Raw genomic sequence first — 21,065 nt, 5'->3', positions numbered from 1 at the left:
GAAAGCTTTACATATGATCATGGAAACGTTTACAGTCGCCGCCACTTAGTACAGTCCTAACCGCGGAGGGGCGGTGAATGGCTCGAACCAATGTCACCATCAAGGATGTTGCACGTGAGGCGTCGGTATCCGTCGCCACCGTGTCACGCGCACTGAACGGACATGAGAATGTCGCCGAAGGCGTGCGCAAGCATGTGACGGAGATCGCAAATCGACTCCGCTACCAGCCGCACGCCGCCGCCCGCAGCCTCAGCAGCCGCCGTACCCAGACCATCGGCGTGGTGCTGCCGGACCTGTACGGCGAATTCTTCTCCGAGCTGATCCGCGGTATCGACGTGGTCGCTCGGGCCCGTCGCCAGCATCTGCTGGTTTCTAGCTATCACGGCCACCCGGAAGAGCAGGGTGAGGCGTTGCGCGCCATGCGTGGACGCGTCGATGGCCTGCTGGTGCTGTCGCCTTATGCGGATCGTCCCGGGTTCCTCACCGACAACCTTCCGACCGCATTGCCGGCGGTGCTGATCAACACACATCTGCCCGATGCCACCTATCCGGTGCTGAGCATCGACAACTTCGGCGGTGCTTCGACCATGGTCAAGCATCTCGCGGAGGCCGGGCACCAGCGGATCGCCTTCATCTGCGGTCCAGAAGACAACTTCGATGCCAGCGAGCGTTTGCGCGGTTATCGCAGCGCATTGGCGCAGCATCTGCCCGATGCCGAGGCCATCGAGTTGCCGGGCGATTTCGATGAATCCTCCGGCTATGAGGCCGGCAAGCGGATCGTCGCCTCCAAGCAGCGTCCCGATGCGGTATTTGCCGCCAACGACATGATGGCGCTGGGTTGTCTCTACGCTTTCAACGAAGCGGGCGTGAAAGTTCCGGCCGATATAGCGCTTGCCGGCTTCGACGACATTCCGCTGGCGCGCTTCGTTCACCCTACCTTGACCACCATGCGGGTCAGCATTGCGGAGTTGGGTGGGTTGGCGCTTACCCGCCTGCTGCAGTCGATCGAGTCCGATGACTTGCAGCCGTCGACGCAGCAGACGCTGGTGCCGGAACTCATCGTGCGCGAATCCACCATCCATGCGACACGCCGGACGGCCAAATCCGATAGTTCGTGAGCCGAATATTTTTTGCCGACGATGTAACCGATTCCAACCGTTTTTCCAATTCAGTTTGCATACCCTGGGAGGGGAGAGGTCATGAAGAACCGCAAGCCACGCAACATCCGTCCCACACGCAAGTTGCTCACCTGCGCCCTGGCCAGTTGCTTGACGCTGAGCATGGCCCCCGCCTTCGCCCAGTCCTCCAATGCGACGTTGCGTGGTAACGCGCCTGTCGGGACCCAGGTGACAGCGAAGAACACTGCCACTGGCGCCGTCCGTCGAGTCATGCCTAATGCCGATGGTTCGTATTCGTTGGTGGGCCTGCCACCAGGTACGTACCAGGTCGACGCTGGCCCCGGCACCGAGAGAACCGTGACCCTGAGCGTGGCTACTTCCGTCAGCCTTGATCTGAGTGCCCCTGCGGCGGCCCCCACGGGAGACGCAACGACGCTCGATACCGTGACCGTGACCGCTCCGCCGTTGACGGAGGTCAAGACTTCCGAAGTCGGCACCAATGTGTCGCTGAAGCAGATCAATACGGTTCCCCAGCTGACCCGCAACTTCCTCGAATTCGCCGACACCGTTCCGGGCATGCAATTCACCACCGATGGTTCCGGCCACAGTGATATCCGCGGCGGCGCGCAGACCACCAGCGCGGTGAACGTCTACATCGACGGCGTCGGCCAGAAGAGCTATCTGTTCGGCGGCGTGTCTGGTCAGCAGCAAAGTGCGGGCAACCCGTTCCCACAATTGGCGATCGGCGAGTACAAAGTCATTACCTCCAACTACAAGGCCGAGTTCGACCAGGTAGGTTCGGCCGCTATCGTAGCTGCCACCAAGTCAGGCACCAACGAGTTCCATGGCGAGGTATTCGGCCGGCATACGGATTCCGGTTGGCGTACGGAAACTGCTGGCGAAAGGGCGCCCGGCAAGGAAAAGCAGAAGACACATCAGAACGAGTACGGCTTTGCGTTGGGTGGCCCGATCATCCAGGACAAGATGCACTTCTTCTTCAGTTATGAAGGAAAAGGCTTCGTCATTCCCGCAGACCCTATCGTCCCGGGTACCAACGTCGGTATCGGCCAGTACCTGCCGGCCGACGTTCAGGGCAAGTTGGGACCGGTGACACGGCCGTTCCAGGAGGATTTGTACTTCGGCAAGATCGACTGGGAGATCGGCGACAACGACAAACTGGAGTTTTCCGCCAAGGTGCGTGACGAGGACAGTCGTGACAGCGTTGGCGGCATCACCACGGCCGACGCCGCTAAGAATAATAAGAATACCGAAGAGCGCTACGACCTGAACTGGGAGCACTACGGCGAAAGCTACTTGAACGAACTGCGCGTCACCTATGAGGACGTGTTGTTCAATCCGACCGCTTACTCCATCGGCAACCAGTCGATCTATACGCTTGGCCTGGACCAGAATCGGGTTATCCTTTTCGACGATGCGACCAGCGGTCTGGCTATCCAGCGCAAGGGCCAGAAGGGTCCAGCCATTCAGGACGACATCACCTTCAATGGCTTCGAGTGGCATGGCGATCATGTCGTCAAGGCAGGCATTAAGTACAAGCAGATCGACCTGACCCAGAGCGAGAATTCGACCGAGAATCCCTCGTTCTACTACGCTGTCAACGACGGTACGCAAGCGGGATTGCCGTTGGGCACCAGCGACATTCCGTACCAGGTCAGGTTCAATCTGCCCTTCGCGGGCGCCACACCTTCCGTCACCACCAAGTCCAAGCAGATCGGCCTGTATATCCAAGACGACTGGAACGTGACCGACAAGCTGCAGCTCAACCTCGGCGTGCGCTGGGACTACGAGGAAATCCCGTCTTACACCGACTTCGTCACCCCGCCGGAAGTCGTCGCTGCATTGACCGGTCCGGGCACCAATCCGGCCATCACGGCGACTTACGCGGAGCAGTTGGCGCTTGGTGGCATCGACCTCGACGATTACATCAGCAACGGGAACAATCGCAAATCCGACAAGAACAATTGGGCGCCGCGTCTCGGCTTCTCTTACGACATCAATGGCGACGAGCAACACGTGATATTCGGCGGCGCCGGCCGCAGCTACGATCGCAACTTGTACGACTACATGGGCCTGGAACAGGTCAAGTCCGCGCTTTCCGGATACACGATCCGTTTCTCGGATACGACAGGCTGCACTCCAGCCCCGGGCAGCTGCGTGGCTTGGGATCCGCGTTACCTCAATGGATCCGATGAGCTGGCGACGCTGGTGACCTCGAACGTTCGCAACGGCGAAATAGACCTGCTCAATAATGATCTGGTGACTCCGTATTCGGACCAGTTCTCCTTGGGTATGCGCAACAAAGTGGGCGAATGGAACACTTCGGCCACGGTGGCCTATATCCACAGCAAGGAAGGATTCGTCTTCACGCTCGGTAACCGTTATCCCAACGGCGACTTCTTCCAGGACGGTTCGCAGCCTTGGGGCCATTCGCCGCCGGGTTTCGGGGCATTGATCATCGGCAACAACGGCATCGAAACCAAGACCACCCAGCTGCTGCTTTCCGCGGACAAGCCCTACACCAAGGAATCGGGCTGGGGTGTTTCGGCGGCCTATACGTTCTCGCACGCCACGGGTAACCGAGGCGGCGATGAGCATTACGCCTTCGATGCCGCGACCATCGAGGATTACGCGTTCATCGATCTGAAGGCTGTGCCTAAGCATCGCTTGGTCGTGACCGGTATCTACGACCTGCCTTGGAACATAACCGCATCGGCCAAGCTGACCCTGGCCACTCCGGCACCGTTGAACGAGATCGTGGGCTTCTACAATTACGGCGCACCCAATACGGTGCTCCCGCGCGCGGTGGCGCTGGATGCGCCGGGCACCTTCGGCGTCAAACAACTGGATCTGTCCCTGTCGAAGGATATGCTGGTGACGGAGAATGTAACGGTGCAGGTGCGTGGCGATCTCATAAACGCTACCGACGCGGATAACCTCAGCCAATACAACGTCAACTGGGGCGGTGGTGGAGTCTACAACCCGGACGTCAGCTTCAATCAGTACGGCTCCCAGTACACCCCGCCGCGCACGCTGTTCATGAGCGTCCGGGTCATCTGGTAACCGCAGCGGTAACAAGAGCGGCAAAGACAAGACCCGCGAACGCGGGTCTTGTCTTGCGATGGGACGGAAGCGTTGGAAATGGCTGGAATGAAATGACGGATTTTGGCCGTCCTTGCACGAAGAGCGCGATCCGATGAGCGAAAACGCGATCAAGAATATAGTCATCGTCGGAGGCGGCACCGCGGGCTGGATGGCGGCGGCGGCGCTTTCCAAGACGCTTGGCGAAGCGTGTTCGATACGGCTCATCGAATCTGAGGCCATCGGCACGGTCGGCGTGGGCGAGGGCACGATTCCCCATATCAGGTTGTTCAACAGCCTGCTGCAGATCGACGAGGCCGATTTCGTTCGCAATACCCAGGGCACGTTCAAGCTCGGCATCCAGTTCAACGACTGGAACCGGCTCGGCGATTCCTACATGCATGGCTTCGGCAACGAGATAGGCCGCGGCCTGGGCATGCTCCCGTTCCATCAATACTGGATCAAGGCATCCCGGTCCGGCAAAGCCGCGGACATCAGCGCCTATCTGCTGAGCGCGTTGGCCGCGCCGCGTGGGAAATTCATGGTTTCGGCTTCCGATGTGCCCCCGGCTTCGCCGCTGGCCAACATCGCTTACGCCTATCATTTCGACGCAGGCCTATATGCGCGCTATCTCCGCGGCTACTCCGAGAAGAAGGGAGTGCAGCGCACCGAAGGCATCGTCGCGCGGGTATTGCTCGACGCCGAGCGCGGTTTCGTGGACGCGGTGGAAATGGAGGACGGCGAGGTTATCCGCGGCGACCTTTTCATCGATTGTTCCGGTTTCCGTGGCGTGCTGATCGAAGACACGCTCAAGACCGGTTATATCGACTTCACCCACTGGTTGCCCTGCGATCGCGCGATGGCCGTGCCCAGCGAGAACGTCGGGCCTGCCGCGCCTTATACCCGTGCCAACGCGCGCGAAGCCGGATGGCAATGGCGTATCCCGCTGCAGCATCGCACCGGCAACGGCTATGTCTATTCGAGCGCGCATATAAGCGACGACGAGGCGGCGACGACGTTGCTGCGGAACCTGGATGGACGCGCACTGGACGATCCGCGTCCGTTGCGCTTCACGACCGGCCGGCGGAAAAAGTTCTGGAATAAGAACGTCGTTGCGCTTGGGCTTTCCAGCGGCTTCATGGAGCCGCTGGAAGCGACCAGCATTCACCTCATCCAGGTGGGAATAATGAGGCTGCTCAGCCTGTTCCCGCGGGAAGGTGTTAACGATGTCCTGGTGGACCGCTACAACGCCCAATTGAGCTTTGAGTTTGAGCGGATCCGCGATTTCCTGATCCTGCATTACCACGCCACCGAACGCGACGACACCAGGTTCTGGCGCGAATGCCGGGAGATGCCGATTCCGCCCGAGCTGCAGGCCAACATCGATCTGTTCCGCGACAGTGGCCGTTTCTTCCGCAATGGCGAAGAGATGTTCGCGGAAATGAGTTGGGTCCAGATCATGATCGGGCAGGGCATCCTGCCGCAGAGCTACCATCCCTTGGTCGACCAACTGCCGGATGAAGATCTGGCCCGTTATATCGCCAGCATAGGACGCACGGTTTCCGACTGTGTCGATGCTATGCCGATGCAACAGGCCTTCATCGACCGATATTGCGCCGCCACGCCTCCATCGGGCATGTAGAAAAGCTTGGATGGAGTGCGCATCAGCGTGCGATCGGATCTTTGATCTAAAATGAAAACGTTTACAACGGACCGCTAGATGAATTCAGGAAATTTGAAACTTGGCCGCACGATCGCACTGGGCGCGTTGATCGCTCTCGCGGGCGCGTGCAATAAGGCACCGCCGCCCGCTGCAGCGCCAAAACCGGCGGACAAGCCGGTGGCGGCCGTGCCCGCCAAGGATATCAAGCCGGAGCTTCCGCCGCTGTTCCGCGACATCGAGCGCCGCACTTTCCAGTTCTTCTGGGACACCACCAATCAAGCGAATGGGCTTACGCCCGACCGATTCCCGTCGCGTCCGTTCGCCAGCATCGCTTCGGTCGGTTTCGCGTTGACCGCTTATCCGATCGGCATCGAGAACAACTGGATCAGCCGCAATCAGGCGGTGGACCGCACTTTATTGACGTTGAAATTCTTCCGCGACATGCCGCAGGGACCGCAGCGGACGGGCAAGAGCGGCAACAAGGGCTTCTATTACCACTTCCTGGACATGCAGAAAGGCCAGCGTTACGACAGCTGGGTGGAGCTGTCCAGCGTTGATACCACGCTGCTGATGATGGGCGTTCTGTTCGCGCAGTCCTATTACGATCGTGATGAGCCGCGCGAGAAGGAGATCCGCGATGTCGCCGAAGAGCTTTATCGGCGCGTGGACTGGAACTGGATGCAGCAGAACAAACCGCTGATTTCGATGGGCTGGTATCCGGAGAGCGGTTTCATCAAACACGACTGGGCGGGTTACAACGAAGCCATGATGGTCTACATCCTGGCGCTGGGCTCGCCTACGCACCCCGTCAGCCCGGACGCGTGGGAAGTGTGGACGCGCACCTACAACGATGTGTGGGGCGTCTATCAGGATCAGGAGTTCCTGGCTTTCGGTCCCTTGTTCGGCCACCAGTACAGCCAGGTCTGGATCGACTTCAAGGGCATCCAGGACGACTACATGCGGGAACGCGGCATCGATTACTTCGAGAACAGCCGCCGCGCCACCCTGGCGCAGCGCTCGTACGCCATCTCCAATCCGATGAAATGGAAAGACTACAGCGAGAACGTGTGGGGCCTGACCGCCAGCGATGGCCCGCAACAGACCCTGCAGGACTACCGCGGCGAACAGCGCGAGTTCCGCCATTACTCGTCGCGCGGCGCCGGCCTGCGCGAGAACTTCGACGATGGCACCATCGCTCCTACCGCCGCCGTCTCCTCATTGCCTTTCGCTCCCGAGATCGTGATACCCGCGACGGTGGAAATGCACGATCGCTATGGCGAATACATTTATTCCAGCTATGGTTTCCTGGATTCGTTCAACCGCAGCTTCGACTACGACATCCCGCTCAAGACCGGGCGGCTGGTGCCGGGCGAGGGCTGGGTATCCAGCGATTACATCGGCATCGACCAGGGGCCGATCCTGACCATGATCGCCAACTACCGCAACGGATTCGTCTGGAACGTGATGAAGAAGAACGAGCACATCCGCGAAGGTCTGGAACGCGCAGGATTCGAGGGCGGATGGCTTACGCCAGAAGGCGAACCTGTGCCTGCTCAAGCTCCCGCCGATCCCAAGGCCGCTACGGCGCGCGCATTAGGTGCCGCGGAATCCCGCGGCGGCAATCCGGACGGCCAGCAAGAAGAGGCTGCGCAAAGGCCGCAGCCGCCGCAGTAAGCTGTCTAAATGCCCAGTCAAGACAGAATGAATGGAACCACGGCCCGTTTCCAGGTCGTGTCATGCAACCCACCGTCGTCATCCCAGCGAAAGCTGGGATCCATTTTGCCTTCGCTTTTGCATGAATCGAACGACCTTGAAGCAAAAGCAAAATGGATCCCAGCTTTCGCTGGGATGACAGTGAGAGTGTGAGGTTGCGGACGACCATGGCCTTGCGCACACTCCTTGTAATCGCCGCCTTGCTTACTCTCTGTGTGGCTTGCAGCCGCAAAACCGACGATCGCGAAGTAGTCACGTTCTGGGCCATGGGTTACGAAGGTGAGGTGGTCGCCCAGTTGATACCGGAATTCGAGCGCCGCAACCCCGGCATCAAGGTCAACCTGCAGCAGCTTCCCTGGCTATCGGCGCACGAAAAGCTGCTGACCGCCTTCGCCGGTGAATCGCTCCCCGACGTTTCGCCCATCGGCAATACCTGGATTCCGGAATTCGCCGCCCTGGACGCATTGCATCCGCTGGACGAAGAAATCGCGGCGGCCAGCGATTTCGATGTCCCCGATTACTTTCCCGGTGTTTGGGACAGCGGCGTGGTGGAAGGAAAGATCTATGCGGTGCCGTGGTACGTGGAAACGCGATTGCCGTTCTACCGGACCGACCTGCTGAAGGAAGCCGGCGTCGGCAAAGTGCCGCAGAGCTGGAGCGAATGGCGGACGGCCATGATCGCCGTCAAGCGAAAAGTGGGTCCTGAGCGCTACGCGATCCTGCTGCCGTTGAACGAGTTCGAACCATTGCTGAGCCTGGCGATCCAAGAACCGGAACCGCTATTGCGCGAGGGCGGGCGCTACGGAAATTTCCGCAGTGCGGGCTTCAAGCATGCGCTGGGCTTCTACAAAGAGATCTTCGACCAGAAGCTCGCACCGGTAGTGACCAATAACCAGATTTCGAACGTATGGGATGAGTTCGGCAAGGGCTTCTATTCGTACTACATCTCCGGCCCCTGGAATATCGCCAAGTTCAAGGAACGTTTGCCGCCACAGCAGCAGGACGACTGGATGACGATGCCGCTGCCGGGACCGAATGGACCGGGCGCATCGCTGGCCAACGGCACGAGCTTCGTGGTTTTCCGTCAATCGCAACACAAGGCTGCGGCGTGGAAGCTGATCCAGTATTTGTCCTTGCCCGAGACGCAGGCGAAATTCCATGCGTTGACCGGCGATCTTCCGCCGCGGCGTTCGCCCTGGCAGACTTCTGCGCTGGCTAACGACCGGCACGCGAAGGCCTTCCGCGAGCAACTAGAGCGTGCCGTTCCCACACCCAAGGTACCGGAGTGGGAACGTATCGCACAGGAAATGCGGGTGATAGGCGAGGAAGTCGCCAACGGCCGCATGAGCGTAGACGAAGCCGCCGAAGAGATGGACAGACGGGCGGACAGGTTTCTGGAAAAAAGACGCTGGATGCTCGACCAGGCGGAAGGCAAGGGCGCGCCATGAAACCGTCGACCGCAGGCTGGATGTTCGCGGCGCCGGCGTTGACCGTGATCGGCTTGTTCTTCGGCCTGCCGGTGATCGCGGCGCTGGCGCTGAGCCTGACCGACTTCGATATTTATGCGCTCGCCGACCTGAATAATCTGCGGTTCGTCGGCCTGGGCAACTATGCGGGCCTGTTGCAGAATCCCTTGTTCTGGAAATCGCTGGGCAACACCCTGTACTTCGTAGTGGTGGGCGTGCCGTTGTCGGTGGCGATGTCGCTGGGCGCAGCCTTGCTGTTGCATTCCAAGGCAGGGCGGTTCAAGCCTTTCTTCCGCACCGCGTTCTTCGCGCCGGTAGTGACCACTGTGGTGGCGGTGGCGGTGATCTGGCGCTATCTCTTCCACACCAAGTACGGGCTGGTGAACTGGGGCCTGTCGTCCGTTGGTATCGATGCGATCGACTGGCTGGGCGATCCGCACTGGGCCATGCCGACCATCATCCTGTTCGCAGTGTGGAAGAACTTTGGCTACAACATGATCATCTTCCTGGCTGGTTTGCAGAGCATCCCCGAGGACCTGTACGAAGCCGCGCGCATCGACGGCGCCGGCACCTGGAAACAGTTCCGCCATGTGACCCTGCCCCTGCTGGGGCCGGTGCTGCTGCTGGTGAGCATCCTGACCATGGCCGGTTATTTCCAGTTGTTCGCCGAACCCTATGTGATGACCCAGGGCGGACCGCTGGAGAGCACCAAGAGCGTGCTGTACCTGATGTACGAGGAAGGCTTCAAGTGGTGGAATCTGGGCAATGCTTCGGCCGTCGCGTTCCTATTGTTCGTACTGATGGTGGCGACGACCAGCGGACTGCTGTGGTTCGCGCGCCGTAAGGGTGTCGAATGAAGCGCCGCCTGCTCCCGTCGCTGGTCGTGAATGGGCTTCTGGTAGTGGTCGCCGTCGTTAGCCTGGCGCCGCTGCTGTGGATGCTGTCGGTGTCGTTCATGCAGACCGGCGAAGCGGGGCATTTTCCGCCGCCGCTGCTGCCGTCGCAGGCCACCTTCGCCAACTATCGGGAACTGTTCGTGCGCGCGGGCATGGGCCGCTTCCTATTCAACAGCTTCCTCGTCTCCACTTGCGTGATGCTGTTGTCGGTGCTGTTCAACACGCTGGCGGGATACGCGTTCGCGAAACTGCGCTTCAAGGGCCGCGACCGGACCTTCCGTGCGCTGCTGGCCGCGCTGGTCATTCCGGCGCAGGTAGCGATGATGCCGTTGTTCCTGCTGCTGAAGCAGATGGGGCTGGTGAATACCTACATGGGAGCCATCGTGCCGGGGATGGCCGCGATTTTCGGCATCTACCTGGTACGTCAGTACGCGCGCACCATTCCCGACGAATTGCTGGAAGCTGCGCGCATCGATGGCGCCGGCGAATGGCGGATCTTCTTCCAGATCGTGCTGCCGGCGCTGAAACCGATCCTGGTGACGCTGGCCATCTTCAGCTTCCTCGGCGCCTGGAACGATTTCATGTGGCCGTTGATCGTGTTGAGCGATGAGAGCCTGCAGACGCTGCCGGTAGCGCTGGCCTCGCTATCGCGCGAACACGTGATGGACTACGAATTGATGATGGCCGGCTCGGTAGTGACCATCCTGCCGGTGTTGTTGTTGTTCCTGGTGTTGCAGCGCTACTACATCCAGGGTCTGTTGCTGGGGAGCGTAAAAGGATGAGCGAGAGTAGCTGGATGACGCGCGATAACATTGAATCGTCATTCCCGCGAAGGCGGGAACCCAGCGACTTTGCTTGGTTCGTTTCGTCATGTAAGAGCGAAAGTCACTGGGTTCCCGCCTTCGCGGGAATGACGAAGATTGTTTGTGCGATAGTTCTTTTGGCCCTGGTCGCTGCCGACGCAAATGCGCAAAGCAAGTCACGTGTCTTAGACGACTTCAGCGACCCCACTATCTGGCGCGTAGTCACCTCCAACCAGGTCACCGCCGCTCTCCGCCAGGTCGAAGGCGCGCAAGGCAAAGCGCTGTGCCTGGACTACGACTATCACGGCGTCTCCGGCTACGCGGGAATCCAGCGTGCCTTGCCGTTGGAATATCCGCAGAACTATCGCTTCGACTTCCAGCTGCGTGGCGATTCGCCCGCCAACGACCTGCAGTTCAAGCTCACCGATGCCAGTGGCGACAACGTGTGGTGGGTCAACAAGCCACGATACGAATACCCGCAAGAATGGACCGGCGTGCGCTACCAGAAGCGGCATATCGACAAGGCTTGGGGACCCGATCCCGACCGTGTCCTGCGCAAGAGCGCAAAGCTCGAATACACCGTCTACAACAATGAGGGCGGTAAGGGGTCGGTGTGCTTCGACGAGCTGACCTTCACCGCGTTGGCGCCGGAAGACCGTTCGCCTCTCGCTGCTACGGCCAGCGCGTCGGTGGCCAACGGCAGTGGCGTGGCCGGCAATGCCGTGGATGGCAATCCGGAGACGGCCTGGTATGCGGACTTCGCCGTCGCGACGCCGCCGCAACTGACCCTGGACCTGAGTAAGTCGCGCGAGTTCGGCGGCCTGAAATTGGTGTGGAAAGAAGACGAATTCGCCTCCGACTACCTGTTGCAGCTCTCCGACGACGGCACGCGTTGGCGCGACGTACGCACGGTGGTAGGTGGTGACGGCGGTAGCGACTACCTTGCGCTGCCCGAGTCGGAATCGCGTTACCTGCGCCTGAGCGTGGCGGCCGGTCCTGGCAAGTCGTTTGGATTGGCCGAGGCGATAGTGGAGCCGTTGGAGTTCGCAGCGACACCCAACGATTTCATCAAATCCGTTGCCGGCGACAGCCCGCGTGGCTGGTTTCCACGCAGCTTCGTCGGCGAGCAGCCGTACTGGACCATCGTCGGCATCGACGGGGGTCACGAGCAAGGCCTGATCGGCGAAGACGGCGCGATCGAGCTGGGCAAGGGTGCGCCCAGCATCGCGCCGATGGTGCTGGTCGACGGCAAGCTGGTCACCTGGGCCGATGTCGAACTGAGCCAGTCCTTGCAGGACGGTTATTTGCCGATTCCAAGCGTCGACTGGAAGCATGCCGATTTCGACTTGCGCGTGACCGCGTTTGCCGAAGGCGAGGCGGGCGACGCAAGATTGGTGGGTCGTTACCGGCTGACGAACACCGGCAAGCGCACGCGCGACTACGTGCTGGCCTTGGCCGTGCAGCCCTGGCAGGTCAATCCGCCCAGCCAGTTCCTCAACACTCCCGGCGGCATCAGTCCGATCAGCAAGCTGCAGCTGACGCCGACTCATCTCTGGATCAACGACGATACCGACCGGCCCGAGACTCTGCAGCACAAGATCGTGCACGCCGTCGAGCCTGCCGATGGGATGCTGGCGACGCCCTTCGATGCGGGCATGATCGCCCAGCGGTTGCAGGCGAGCGGGGATCTCTGGGGTGCGAAAGATACTAAGCTGGCCGCAGTGAATGAGGATACGACGGGGATGGCTTCCGGTGCGTTGTTGTACCGGATCAAGCTGGCGCCCGGGGCAAGCCGTGAAATAGCGTGGCTGGTGCCGTTGGAAGGCGGCATCGCTTACGACCACGTCATCACCACCGATTTCGACGCCGGTGCTGCTCAGGAACGAGTCGCTGCGCAGTGGCGCGAAAAACTGGATCAGGTGCGGATCGAAGTTCCGTCGCAAGGCCAGGCACTGGTCGACACCCTGCGCACCGCCACCGCGCACATGCTGATCTCGCGCATCGGTCCGCGCCTGCAACCGGGCACGCGTTCCTATGCACGCAGTTGGATCCGCGACGGGGCGATGATTTCCGAAGGTCTGTTGCGCATGGGCCGTGAGGAAGTGGTGCGCGACTATGTCGAATTCTATGCGCCGTACCAGTTCAAGGACGGCATGGTGCCGTGCTGCGTGGACGACCGCGGCAGCGACCCGGTGCCGGAAAATGACAGCCATGGCGAACTGATCTTCAACATCGCCGAGCTGTACCGCTACGACGGCGACGAGCAGTTCCTGGAAGAGATGTGGCCGCATGTGCTGGGCGCATACGAGTACATGGAGAAGTTGCGCCTGAGCGAGCGCACCGAGGCCAACCGTGCACTCAACCCGGCCTTTTATGGAATGATGCCGGTGTCGATCAGCCACGAAGGCTATTCGGCCAAACCGGTGCATTCGTATTGGGACAATTTCTGGGCGCTGCGCGGCTACAAGGATGCGGTGGACGTGGCCCGTTGGCTGGGCAAGGACGAAGAAGCCAAGCGCTTCGCAGCTTCGCGCGACCAGTTTCAAGAAGACTTGTACCTTTCTTTCCAGGCCGCGGTGCGTCAGCACGATATCGATTTCCTGCCGGGTTCGGCGGAGCTGGGCGATTTCGATCCCACCTCGACCACCATCGGTCTGGCGCCGGGCGGCGAGCAGGGCAGGATGCCGAAGCAATTGCTGGATGCGACCTTCGAACGCTATTGGAACGAGTTCGAGAAACGCAGCAATGGCATGCGCGAGTGGAAGGACTACACGCCCTACGAATGGCGCAACGTCGCCGCCTTCGTGCGCCTGGGTTGGCGCGAGCGGGCCTGGGACGCCGTGCAGTTCTTCTTCAAAGATCGTGCGCCGCAGCCCTGGAACCAGTGGGCGGAAGTCGTGTCGCGCACGCCGCGCACGCCGTTCTTCGTCGGCGATCTTCCGCATGCGTGGGTGGCCTCGGATTTCGTGCGCTCGGCGCTGGACATGTTCGCCTATACGCGCGAATTGGACGACAGCATCGTGCTGGCGGCGGGCATTCCGGCCGACTGGCTGGAAGGAAAGGGCATCGCGATCCGCGACCTGCGCACGCCGCAAGGCAAGCTGGGTTACTCGTTGCGCCGTGCAGGTGGCAAGTTGGAGCTGGAGATCGAGGCGGGCCTGAATGCGCCTGCGGGCGGACTGGTGCTGCCTTGGCCGTACCCGAACGCACCCGGACGAACGACCGTCAACGGACAGCTCGCGGAGTGGAAGGACGGTGAATTGCGTGTGCTGACTGTGCCCGCACGCGTGATCGCCGAGACGCCCTAAAAAATCGGTTGTCTGTCGTAGGAGCGACGTAAATAGCGAAGGATCGCCGACAAGAAGATGTATTCGCGACTTACGTCGCTCCTACGCCTCCTACGTTCAGCCTCTACGCACCTTCGCCACGATGGCAGCAGCCTTCGTCGAACTGTCCGCAATCTTGTCCCATTCGCCGGCTTCGATCCAATTCTTCGGCACCATCCACGATCCGCCGATGCAGACCACGTTGGGCTGCGACAGATAGTCGGCAGCGTTGTCTTCGGTAATGCCACCGGTAGGGCAGATCTTCAGGTCCGAGAGCGGGCCAGCCAAGCCTTTCAACATCGCCAGGCCGCCCACTGCGCTCGCAGGGAACAGCTTGCACACGCGGAAACCGCGGGCCATCAGCGACAGCAGTTCGGTCGGCGTTGCCGCACCGGGGACGACGGGGATCGGCGCTTTTGCCAGGGCGTCGGCCATTTCCGAAGGCGTGCCTGGCGTGACCAGAAAGTCGGCGCCGGCCGCGATGGATTGCTCCATCTGCTCGATGGTCAGCACGGTACCGGCGCCGATCACGATATCGGGTAATTCTCTTTTCAGCATCGCCAGCGCTTCCATCGCCACCGGCGTACGCAGGGTCAGCTCGATCGCCGGCAGGCCGCCTTTGAGCAGCGCCGCAGAGACCTTGCGGGCTTCGTCCAGCGTATGCACGGTGACTACGGGCAGGATGCCGGCGGCACGGAGGAGTTGTTCGGCTTTTTGCTGGTGTTGAGTGATGGTCATCGTGATTGATTCCAGAGATCGAGCCCCTCTCCCATCGGGAGAGGGGTTGGGGTGAGGGTACGGCGGAGTGAGGGTGGTGCAAACATCATGGACTTCGCCGTACCCTCATCCGCCCTTCGGGCACCTTCTCAGCCTTGCACACCCTTCGGGCGCCGATGGAAGAAGGGAAAACTCAGGCGTCTTTAGCCTCATGCGGTGCCGCAGCAGCAGCATGATCGTGTCCAAGTTCATATTCCGCGTCGTATTCCCAACCACCTTCAGGCGACGGCGGGCCACAGGAAATCGACAACGCGCCCTGGTCGGCGGGAGTCACCAGATTGCGGCTCCAGGCGAACAGGTTGCGGCCAAGGTCCTGCGCGGCGGGCGCGGTATTGGGTGCGTGCGTGCGGGCATTCCACTCGTCCGCATCGATGAGGACTTCGAGGGTGCCGGCTTCGGCGTCGAGACGGATCATGTCGCCTTCGCGCAGTTTTCCGATCGGGCCGCCACGCGCCGCTTCGGGCGTGAGGTGGATCGCGGCGGGAATTTTGCCGGAAGCGCCGGAAAGACGGCCGTCGGTGACCAGCGCCACGCGCCGGCCCTGGTTCTGCAGCAGGCCCAGCAGCGGCGCGAGCGAATGCAGCTCCGGCATGCCGTTGGCACGCGGGCCCTGATAGCGGACCACCGCAATGAAATCCTGCGGAAGTACGCCCGCGGCATGCAGTTTGTTCAGTGCGCGTGGATCATCGATAACCACGGCCGGCGCTTCGATGCGATGGTATTCGGACTTCACCGCCGAAATCTTCATCAGCGAACGGCCCAGATTGCCGCGCAGCAGGCGCAGGCCGCCGTGCGGGTCGAAGGCGTCGCTGACAGGTCGCACCACCGCTTCGTCCGCACTCTTGGCCACGCCCGGCGTGTAGTCCAGTTTGCCCTCGGTCAGTCGCGGCTCATCGCAGAAGGCGCGCATGCCGCCGGCGACGACCGTAGCGATATCACCATGCATCAGGCCGGCATCGATCAGTTCGCGGAACACGAACTGGGTGCCGCCCGCCGCCGCGAAACGATTCACGTCGGCGTCGCCGTTCGGATACACGCGCGCCAGCAGCGGCACGATCTGGGAAAGCTCGTCCATGTCATCCCAGGTCAGCACGACGCCGGCGGCGCGCGCGACGGCGATCCAATGGATGGTGTGGTTGGTGGAACCACCGGTGGCCATCAGCGCGACCATGGCGTTGACGATGGCGCGCTCGTCGATCAGGTGGCCGATGGGGCGATAGTCGTTGCCCAGGGCGGTGATGCGCAAGGCGCGTTCGGTGGAGGCGCGGGTCAGCGCATCGCGCAGCGGCGTGCCCGGATTGACGAAGGAAGTGCCCGGGAGTTGCAGGCCCATCGCTTCCAGCAATACCTGGTTGGAATTGGCGGTGCCGTAGAAAGTGCAGGTACCGGCGGCGTGATACGAAGCCGCTTCCACTTCCAGCAGTTCTTCGCGGCTCGCTTCGCCGGCGGCATAGCGCTCGCGGACCTCGGCTTTCTGCTTGTTCGGAATACCCGGCGTCATCGGGCCGGCGGGCACGAACATCGCCGGCAGGTGACCGAAGGCGAGGGCGCCGATCAGCAGGCCGGGCACGATCTTGTCGCAGACGCCCAGGTACAGGGCCGCGTCGAACATGTCGTGGCTCAGCGAGATGGCGGTGGCCTGGGCGATGTTGTCGCGTGAGAACAGCGACAGTTCCATGCCCGGACGGCCCTGGGTGACACCGTCGCACATGGCAGGCACGCCGCCGGCCACCTGCGCGGTGGCGCCGAGCTCGCGGGCGACCTGGCGCACGATCTCCGGGTAATGCTCGAACGGCTGATGTGCCGACAGCATGTCGTTGTAGGCGTTGATGATACCTAGATTGGGGGTGATATCGGCGCGCAACCGACCTTTGTCGGTCTTGCCGGAAGCGGCGAAGGCGTGGGCCAGATTGCCGCAGCTCAAACGCGTGCGGTTAGGGCCTTCGCGGTGGGCGGCGTCGATGCCGGCCAAGTAGGCGCGCCGCGAATCGGCGCTGCGCTTGCGGATGCGTTCGGTGATTTCGTGGAGTCTTGGGTGCAGGGTCATGGCGGAGGCTGGGTCTGCGGAAGGGGCAGGGAACGAAGATCCGCTGCCACTGAAGGCCGGCGGATACAGAGCAGGACCTTTCCGCTAGCAGACCACAACAATACCAATTATTTGGATGGGTCTGGGAAAGCGCTCCGCCCGACTGAGTTTAGCCGTTCTGGCATTTCGTTTCTTGGGTATTTTGAATGCCAGTCAAATACCACTTCACACCAGCCTTTATGCGCAGGATGGCAAGGTTATTTCTTGCCGAAGCTTTCCACCGCGAAGGCGGCCGCGCCCAGTAGTCCAGGGCGCGGGTGCACGACAGCCAAGGTGGGCACGCGCGACATGGCGGGCGAGAAGCGGCCCTTGTGTTCGAAGCGCTGGCGGAAGCCGGAATGCTGCAGCGACGACAGCAGCTTGGGCACCAGTCCACCGGTGAGGAATACGCCGTCCCAGGCGCCGGCACTCAGCACCAGGTCGCCGGCGATGGCCCCGAACACCGCGCAGAAAACATCCAGGGTGCGCATGCAGCGCCGATCGCCCGCCGCAGCGCGTGCGGTGATGTCGGCCGGTTGCATCGGGCCAGGATCTTCGCCCGCGATCTCGCTCAGGGCGCGATGCAGGTTGACCAGGCCGGGCCCGCAGATCAGGCGCTCGTTGGAAACGCGGCCGAACTGTGCGGACAATTTCTCGAGTATTTCGATCTCTTCCGGCGTGCCAGGCGGAAAACTGACGTGGCCGCCTTCGGTTTCCAGCGGATAGCGCCGACCGTCGCGCACGATCAGGCCGCCTACGCCCAGCCCGGTACCCGGGCCTATGACGGCGTAGGTCTTGTTCACCGATGCGGGCGCCGGCGACCAGCGTGCGCCGCCGATCGGCACCACATCGGCCGGAGTCAGCAACGACACCGCCATCGCCTGCGCGGCGAAATCGTTGACGAGCTTGATGTCGTCGAAACCCAACGCGCTGCGCGTACGCGAAAGCGAGATGACCCAGGGATGGTTGGTGATGCGAGCCTCGTCGCCATCGACGCGGCCGGCCACTGCGAATACACCGTTCTGCGCGATCGCGCCGGTCTTGTCCAGGTAATGCTGGGCGGCATCGGCGAGCGAAGGGAAATCCGCGACCGCGAATTCCCCAACGCTATCGACGATGAGCGGCGTTTCCAGCGAGGTATCGGCCAGCGCGAAGCGCGCGTTGGTGCCGCCGATATCGGCCAGCAGTACACGCTCGGTAGAAGCCGGCTCTGTAGAAGCCGGCTCTGCAGAAGCACGCTCTGCGGAAGCAGGGGGCGTGGCGGTCATGCGGAGTACTTCAGGCGATGGTTACAAAGAGTATTCCGCGGCATCCGACTCAGTCGTCCTCGTTGCTCAGCGCTGCGCCGTGAGTGGCGACAACTTTCGCATAATAGCGTGCGCTGTCCTTCGGTGTGCGGGTCTGGGTTTCGAAGTCCACGTGGACAATACCGAACCGTTTGGAATAGCCCAACGACCATTCAAGGTTGTCCAGCAGCGACCACACGAAGTAGCCGCCGATGTCGCAACCCGCCTCGATCGCCGCGTGCACTGCGCGCAAATGTTGGCGCAAGTAGCTGAGTCGCAAGGGATCGCGCACGCGTCCGTTCTCTGATTTGGGCGGATCGAAGAAGGCCGCGCCGTTCTCCGTGATGAAAACCTTGGGGTTGCCATAGCGTTCTTTCACCCACACCAGCGTGTCGGTCAGGCCCTGCGGGAATACCTCCCAGCCGGTTTCTGTATACGTATGCTGGTTCTGTCGGACCGGTGCGACCTTCAGCGGCCAATTCAGTTCGTCGTGCTTGGCCACGTTGCGGGTGTAGTAGTTGACGCCGATGAAATCCAGCGGCTGCTTGATCAGGTCCATGTCGTCCTGCGACCACTCGGGCCAGGCTTCGCCGAAGATTTCGCGCAGCTCTTCCGGATAGGTGCCGAAGAACGCCGGGTCCAGGTATTGGCGGTTCATGTAGGCCTCGGCGCGACGGGTCGCAGCGAGATCTTCGGCGCTATCGCTGGCCGAATACTTGGGCTCGATGTTCACCACCAGGCCGATCTCGTGCTTGCCGACTTCGCGGTAGGCTTTCACTGCCGCGCCATGCGCGCGCATCAGGTTGTGCGAGGCGATGGGCGCTTCGAAACGGTTGCGGTGGCCCGGCGCCAACGCGCCGTGCAGATAACCGCCATCGGTGACCACCCACGGTTCGTTGAGCGTGGCCCAGCGCTTGATGCGGCCGTCCAGGCGCCCGAACATCAAACGGCCGTAATCGGCGAACCAGCCGGCGATATCGCGGTTCAACCAGCCGCCCTGGTCGTCCAGCGCGGCGGGCAGGTCCCAGTGGAAGAGAGTGGCGACAGGCTGGATGTCGTTCTCCAGCAGCGTGTCGACCAAACGTTCGTAGAAGTCCACGCCTTTCTGGTTGACGCGGCCCTTGCCCTCCGGCAGCACCCGGCTCCAGGAAATGCTGAAGCGGTAGGCCTGCATGCCCAACTCTTTCATGATCGCGATGTCTTCGCGCCAGCGGTTGTAATGGTCGCAGGCTATGTCGCCGGTGTCGTTATTGAGCATGCGGCCCGGCGTATGGGCGAAGCGCTGCCAGATGCTGGGGCCGGCGCCATCGGCGAGCGGGGAGCCTTCGATCTGATAGGCAGCGGTGGCGCTTCCCCAAACGAAATCGTCCGGGAACTGGTAAATATTCGACATGGCCCCTCCGGCGGTGTCGTAGATGTATCAATAGGATTCGGGATATTGCGTTGTGAAAACGGTTACATGGCAGAATACCGCAAGCCTTCGGTCAGCGGAACCGGTCAGAGGGCTGAAATAGAAATAAAGCCAACTGCATCCCGATTGCCGCACGCGGCAATCGGGATGCATGCCAGCAGTCACCGGGAGGGCCGGCGACAGTCAGAACTTCATCGCCGGAGAGATGATGGCCAGCGTTCAATTAGATAGCGTCCGCAAGATATACGACAACGGCCAGGTGGCCGTGCACGGCGCCAGTTTCGAAGTCGCCGACGGCGAACTGATGGTGCTGGTCGGACCGTCGGGCTGCGGCAAGTCGACCTTGTTGCGGATGATCGCCGGCTTGGAAGACATCACCGCCGGTACGCTTTCCATCGGCGAGCGCGTGGTCAATGAAGTGGCGCCGAAGGACCGGGATATCGCCATGGTGTTCCAGAGCTATGCGCTGTATCCGCACATGACCGTGGCCGAGAACCTCGCCTTCGGCCTGAAGCTGCGCAAGCACGACAAAGCCACTATCGAGAGACGAGTTGCGGCGGCAGCCGAGACGCTGGGCCTGACGCCCATGATGGACAAGTTGCCTGGGCAGATGTCGGGCGGCCAGCGGCAGCGCGTGGCGCTGGGCCGAGCGCTGGTGCGCGAACCTTCAGTGTTCCTGTTGGACGAGCCGCTCTCCAACCTGGATGCCAAGCTGCGACATTCGGTACGCACCGAGATAGCCCGCCTGCACCGGCAACTGGGCACGACCATGATCTACGTCACCCATGACCAAGTCGAAGCGATGACCTTGGGCCAGCGCATCGTGGTGATGAAAGACGGCGAAGTGCAGCAGATCGATACGCCGATGGCGCTGTACCAGAAGCCAGCCAACGTCTTCGTGGCCACTTTCATAGGCAGCCCGAAAATGAACCTGCTATGGGGCGAACTGCAGCAACGCGACGGCTTGCGTCTGGTCATCGCCGAGGGCGTTGAGTTGCTGTTGCAACCGCAACCCGCCATGGAAGCGGTATTGCAGACCTATGTCGGCAAACAGTTGACGATAGGACTGCGGCCTGAAGACATGCACCTGGGGCCGCCGGGGGCGGATCGCTTGCCGGCGAAGGTGGAAGTAGTCGAGCCGGTGGGCAACGAAGCCTTCCTCAATCTGGGCTGCGGCGGCTGCGATCTGGTGATCCGCCTGCCGCCCTACGACCTGCCGGCAGTCGGAGGCCAGGTCCATCTGGGCTACGTCTCGGAACGCATGCATTACTTCGATCCGGAAAGCGGAATCCGCGTCGAGCCGGCGTAGCGGGCGCCTGAAGCAGCCCGGTTCGGCGGGTTTCGTAGCGCCGAGCTTGCTCGGCTGCCTTGCCACCCTTAAACCAAGAGCAGCCGAGCGAGCTCGGCGCTACAAGGCGGCAGCTTGCGGCGGGAAGCGCTCC

13 protein-coding genes are annotated in these 21,065 nt (G+C 61.6%); 9 read left to right on the top strand and 4 right to left on the bottom strand.

The window, feature by feature from the left end; all coding sequences use genetic code 11:
• The first annotated feature begins 77 nt into the window (after nt 1-77).
• The 8 genes from AC1DTQ_RS04285 to AC1DTQ_RS04250 all read left to right on the top strand — a co-directional run bounded on the left by AC1DTQ_RS04285 (nt 78) and on the right by AC1DTQ_RS04250 (nt 14,066).
• Nucleotides 78-1,118: a LacI family DNA-binding transcriptional regulator gene (locus tag AC1DTQ_RS04285; protein WP_477848257.1), complete on the top strand. Its 1,041-nt coding sequence runs from the start codon at nt 78-80 to the stop codon at nt 1,116-1,118.
• 81 nt (nt 1,119-1,199) lie between these two features.
• Nucleotides 1,200-4,199: a TonB-dependent receptor gene (locus AC1DTQ_RS04280; protein WP_477848255.1), complete on the top strand. Its 3,000-nt coding sequence runs from the start codon at nt 1,200-1,202 to the stop codon at nt 4,197-4,199.
• 133 nt (nt 4,200-4,332) lie between these two features.
• Entirely contained in the window at nt 4,333-5,859 is a 1,527-nt protein-coding gene (locus tag AC1DTQ_RS04275; RefSeq protein WP_477848253.1) for a tryptophan halogenase family protein, read from the top strand.
• Nucleotides 5,860-5,937: 78 nt separating this feature from the next.
• On the top strand, nt 5,938-7,554 hold the full coding sequence (locus AC1DTQ_RS04270; protein ID WP_477848251.1) for a glucoamylase family protein: 1,617 nt from the start codon (nt 5,938-5,940) through the stop codon (nt 7,552-7,554).
• A 206-nt stretch (nt 7,555-7,760) separates the two neighbouring features.
• Entirely contained in the window at nt 7,761-9,041 is a 1,281-nt protein-coding gene (locus AC1DTQ_RS04265) for a sugar ABC transporter substrate-binding protein (protein WP_477848249.1), read from the top strand.
• Nucleotides 9,038-9,916: a carbohydrate ABC transporter permease gene (locus AC1DTQ_RS04260; protein ID WP_477848247.1), complete on the top strand. Its 879-nt coding sequence runs from the start codon at nt 9,038-9,040 to the stop codon at nt 9,914-9,916. The genes AC1DTQ_RS04265 and AC1DTQ_RS04260 overlap by 4 nt, the downstream gene beginning before the upstream one ends.
• Nucleotides 9,913-10,737: a carbohydrate ABC transporter permease gene (locus AC1DTQ_RS04255; protein ID WP_477848245.1), complete on the top strand. Its 825-nt coding sequence runs from the start codon at nt 9,913-9,915 to the stop codon at nt 10,735-10,737. Before AC1DTQ_RS04260 ends, AC1DTQ_RS04255 begins: the two co-directional genes overlap by 4 nt.
• Before the next feature lie 128 nt (nt 10,738-10,865).
• Nucleotides 10,866-14,066, top strand: a complete 3,201-nt coding sequence (locus AC1DTQ_RS04250) for a discoidin domain-containing protein (protein ID WP_477848243.1) — start codon at nt 10,866-10,868, stop codon at nt 14,064-14,066.
• 96 nt (nt 14,067-14,162) lie between these two features.
• Here the strand turns inward: AC1DTQ_RS04250 and AC1DTQ_RS04245 are convergent, their stop codons facing one another.
• From AC1DTQ_RS04245 to AC1DTQ_RS04230, 4 genes are all read right to left on the bottom strand, one after another.
• Nucleotides 14,163-14,822, bottom strand: coding sequence for a bifunctional 4-hydroxy-2-oxoglutarate aldolase/2-dehydro-3-deoxy-phosphogluconate aldolase (locus AC1DTQ_RS04245; protein ID WP_477848241.1), 660 nt, complete (start codon nt 14,820-14,822; stop codon nt 14,163-14,165).
• A gap of 172 nt (nt 14,823-14,994) precedes the next feature.
• Nucleotides 14,995-16,908 carry a phosphogluconate dehydratase gene (gene edd / locus AC1DTQ_RS04240; RefSeq protein ID WP_477848239.1) on the bottom strand — a complete coding sequence of 638 codons (1,914 nt, stop codon included), beginning with the start codon at nt 16,906-16,908 and terminating at the stop codon, nt 14,995-14,997.
• Between the two features lie 236 nt (nt 16,909-17,144).
• A complete protein-coding gene (gene glk, locus AC1DTQ_RS04235) occupies nt 17,145-18,194 on the bottom strand; it encodes a glucokinase (protein ID WP_477848237.1) in 1,050 nt (349 codons plus the stop codon).
• Between the two features lie 49 nt (nt 18,195-18,243).
• Nucleotides 18,244-19,605 carry a GH1 family beta-glucosidase gene (locus AC1DTQ_RS04230; RefSeq protein WP_477848235.1) on the bottom strand — a complete coding sequence of 454 codons (1,362 nt, stop codon included), beginning with the start codon at nt 19,603-19,605 and terminating at the stop codon, nt 18,244-18,246.
• A 226-nt stretch (nt 19,606-19,831) separates the two neighbouring features.
• Between AC1DTQ_RS04230 and AC1DTQ_RS04225 the strand changes: the two genes are divergently transcribed.
• Nucleotides 19,832-20,932, top strand: a complete 1,101-nt coding sequence (locus tag AC1DTQ_RS04225) for an ABC transporter ATP-binding protein (RefSeq protein WP_477848360.1) — start codon at nt 19,832-19,834, stop codon at nt 20,930-20,932.
• Nucleotides 20,933-21,065 lie beyond the last annotated feature (133 nt).

The organism is Pseudoxanthomonas sp. P4_B2 (genome assembly GCF_056402315.1).
This window is presented reverse-complemented; position numbering and strand designations above follow the sequence as displayed.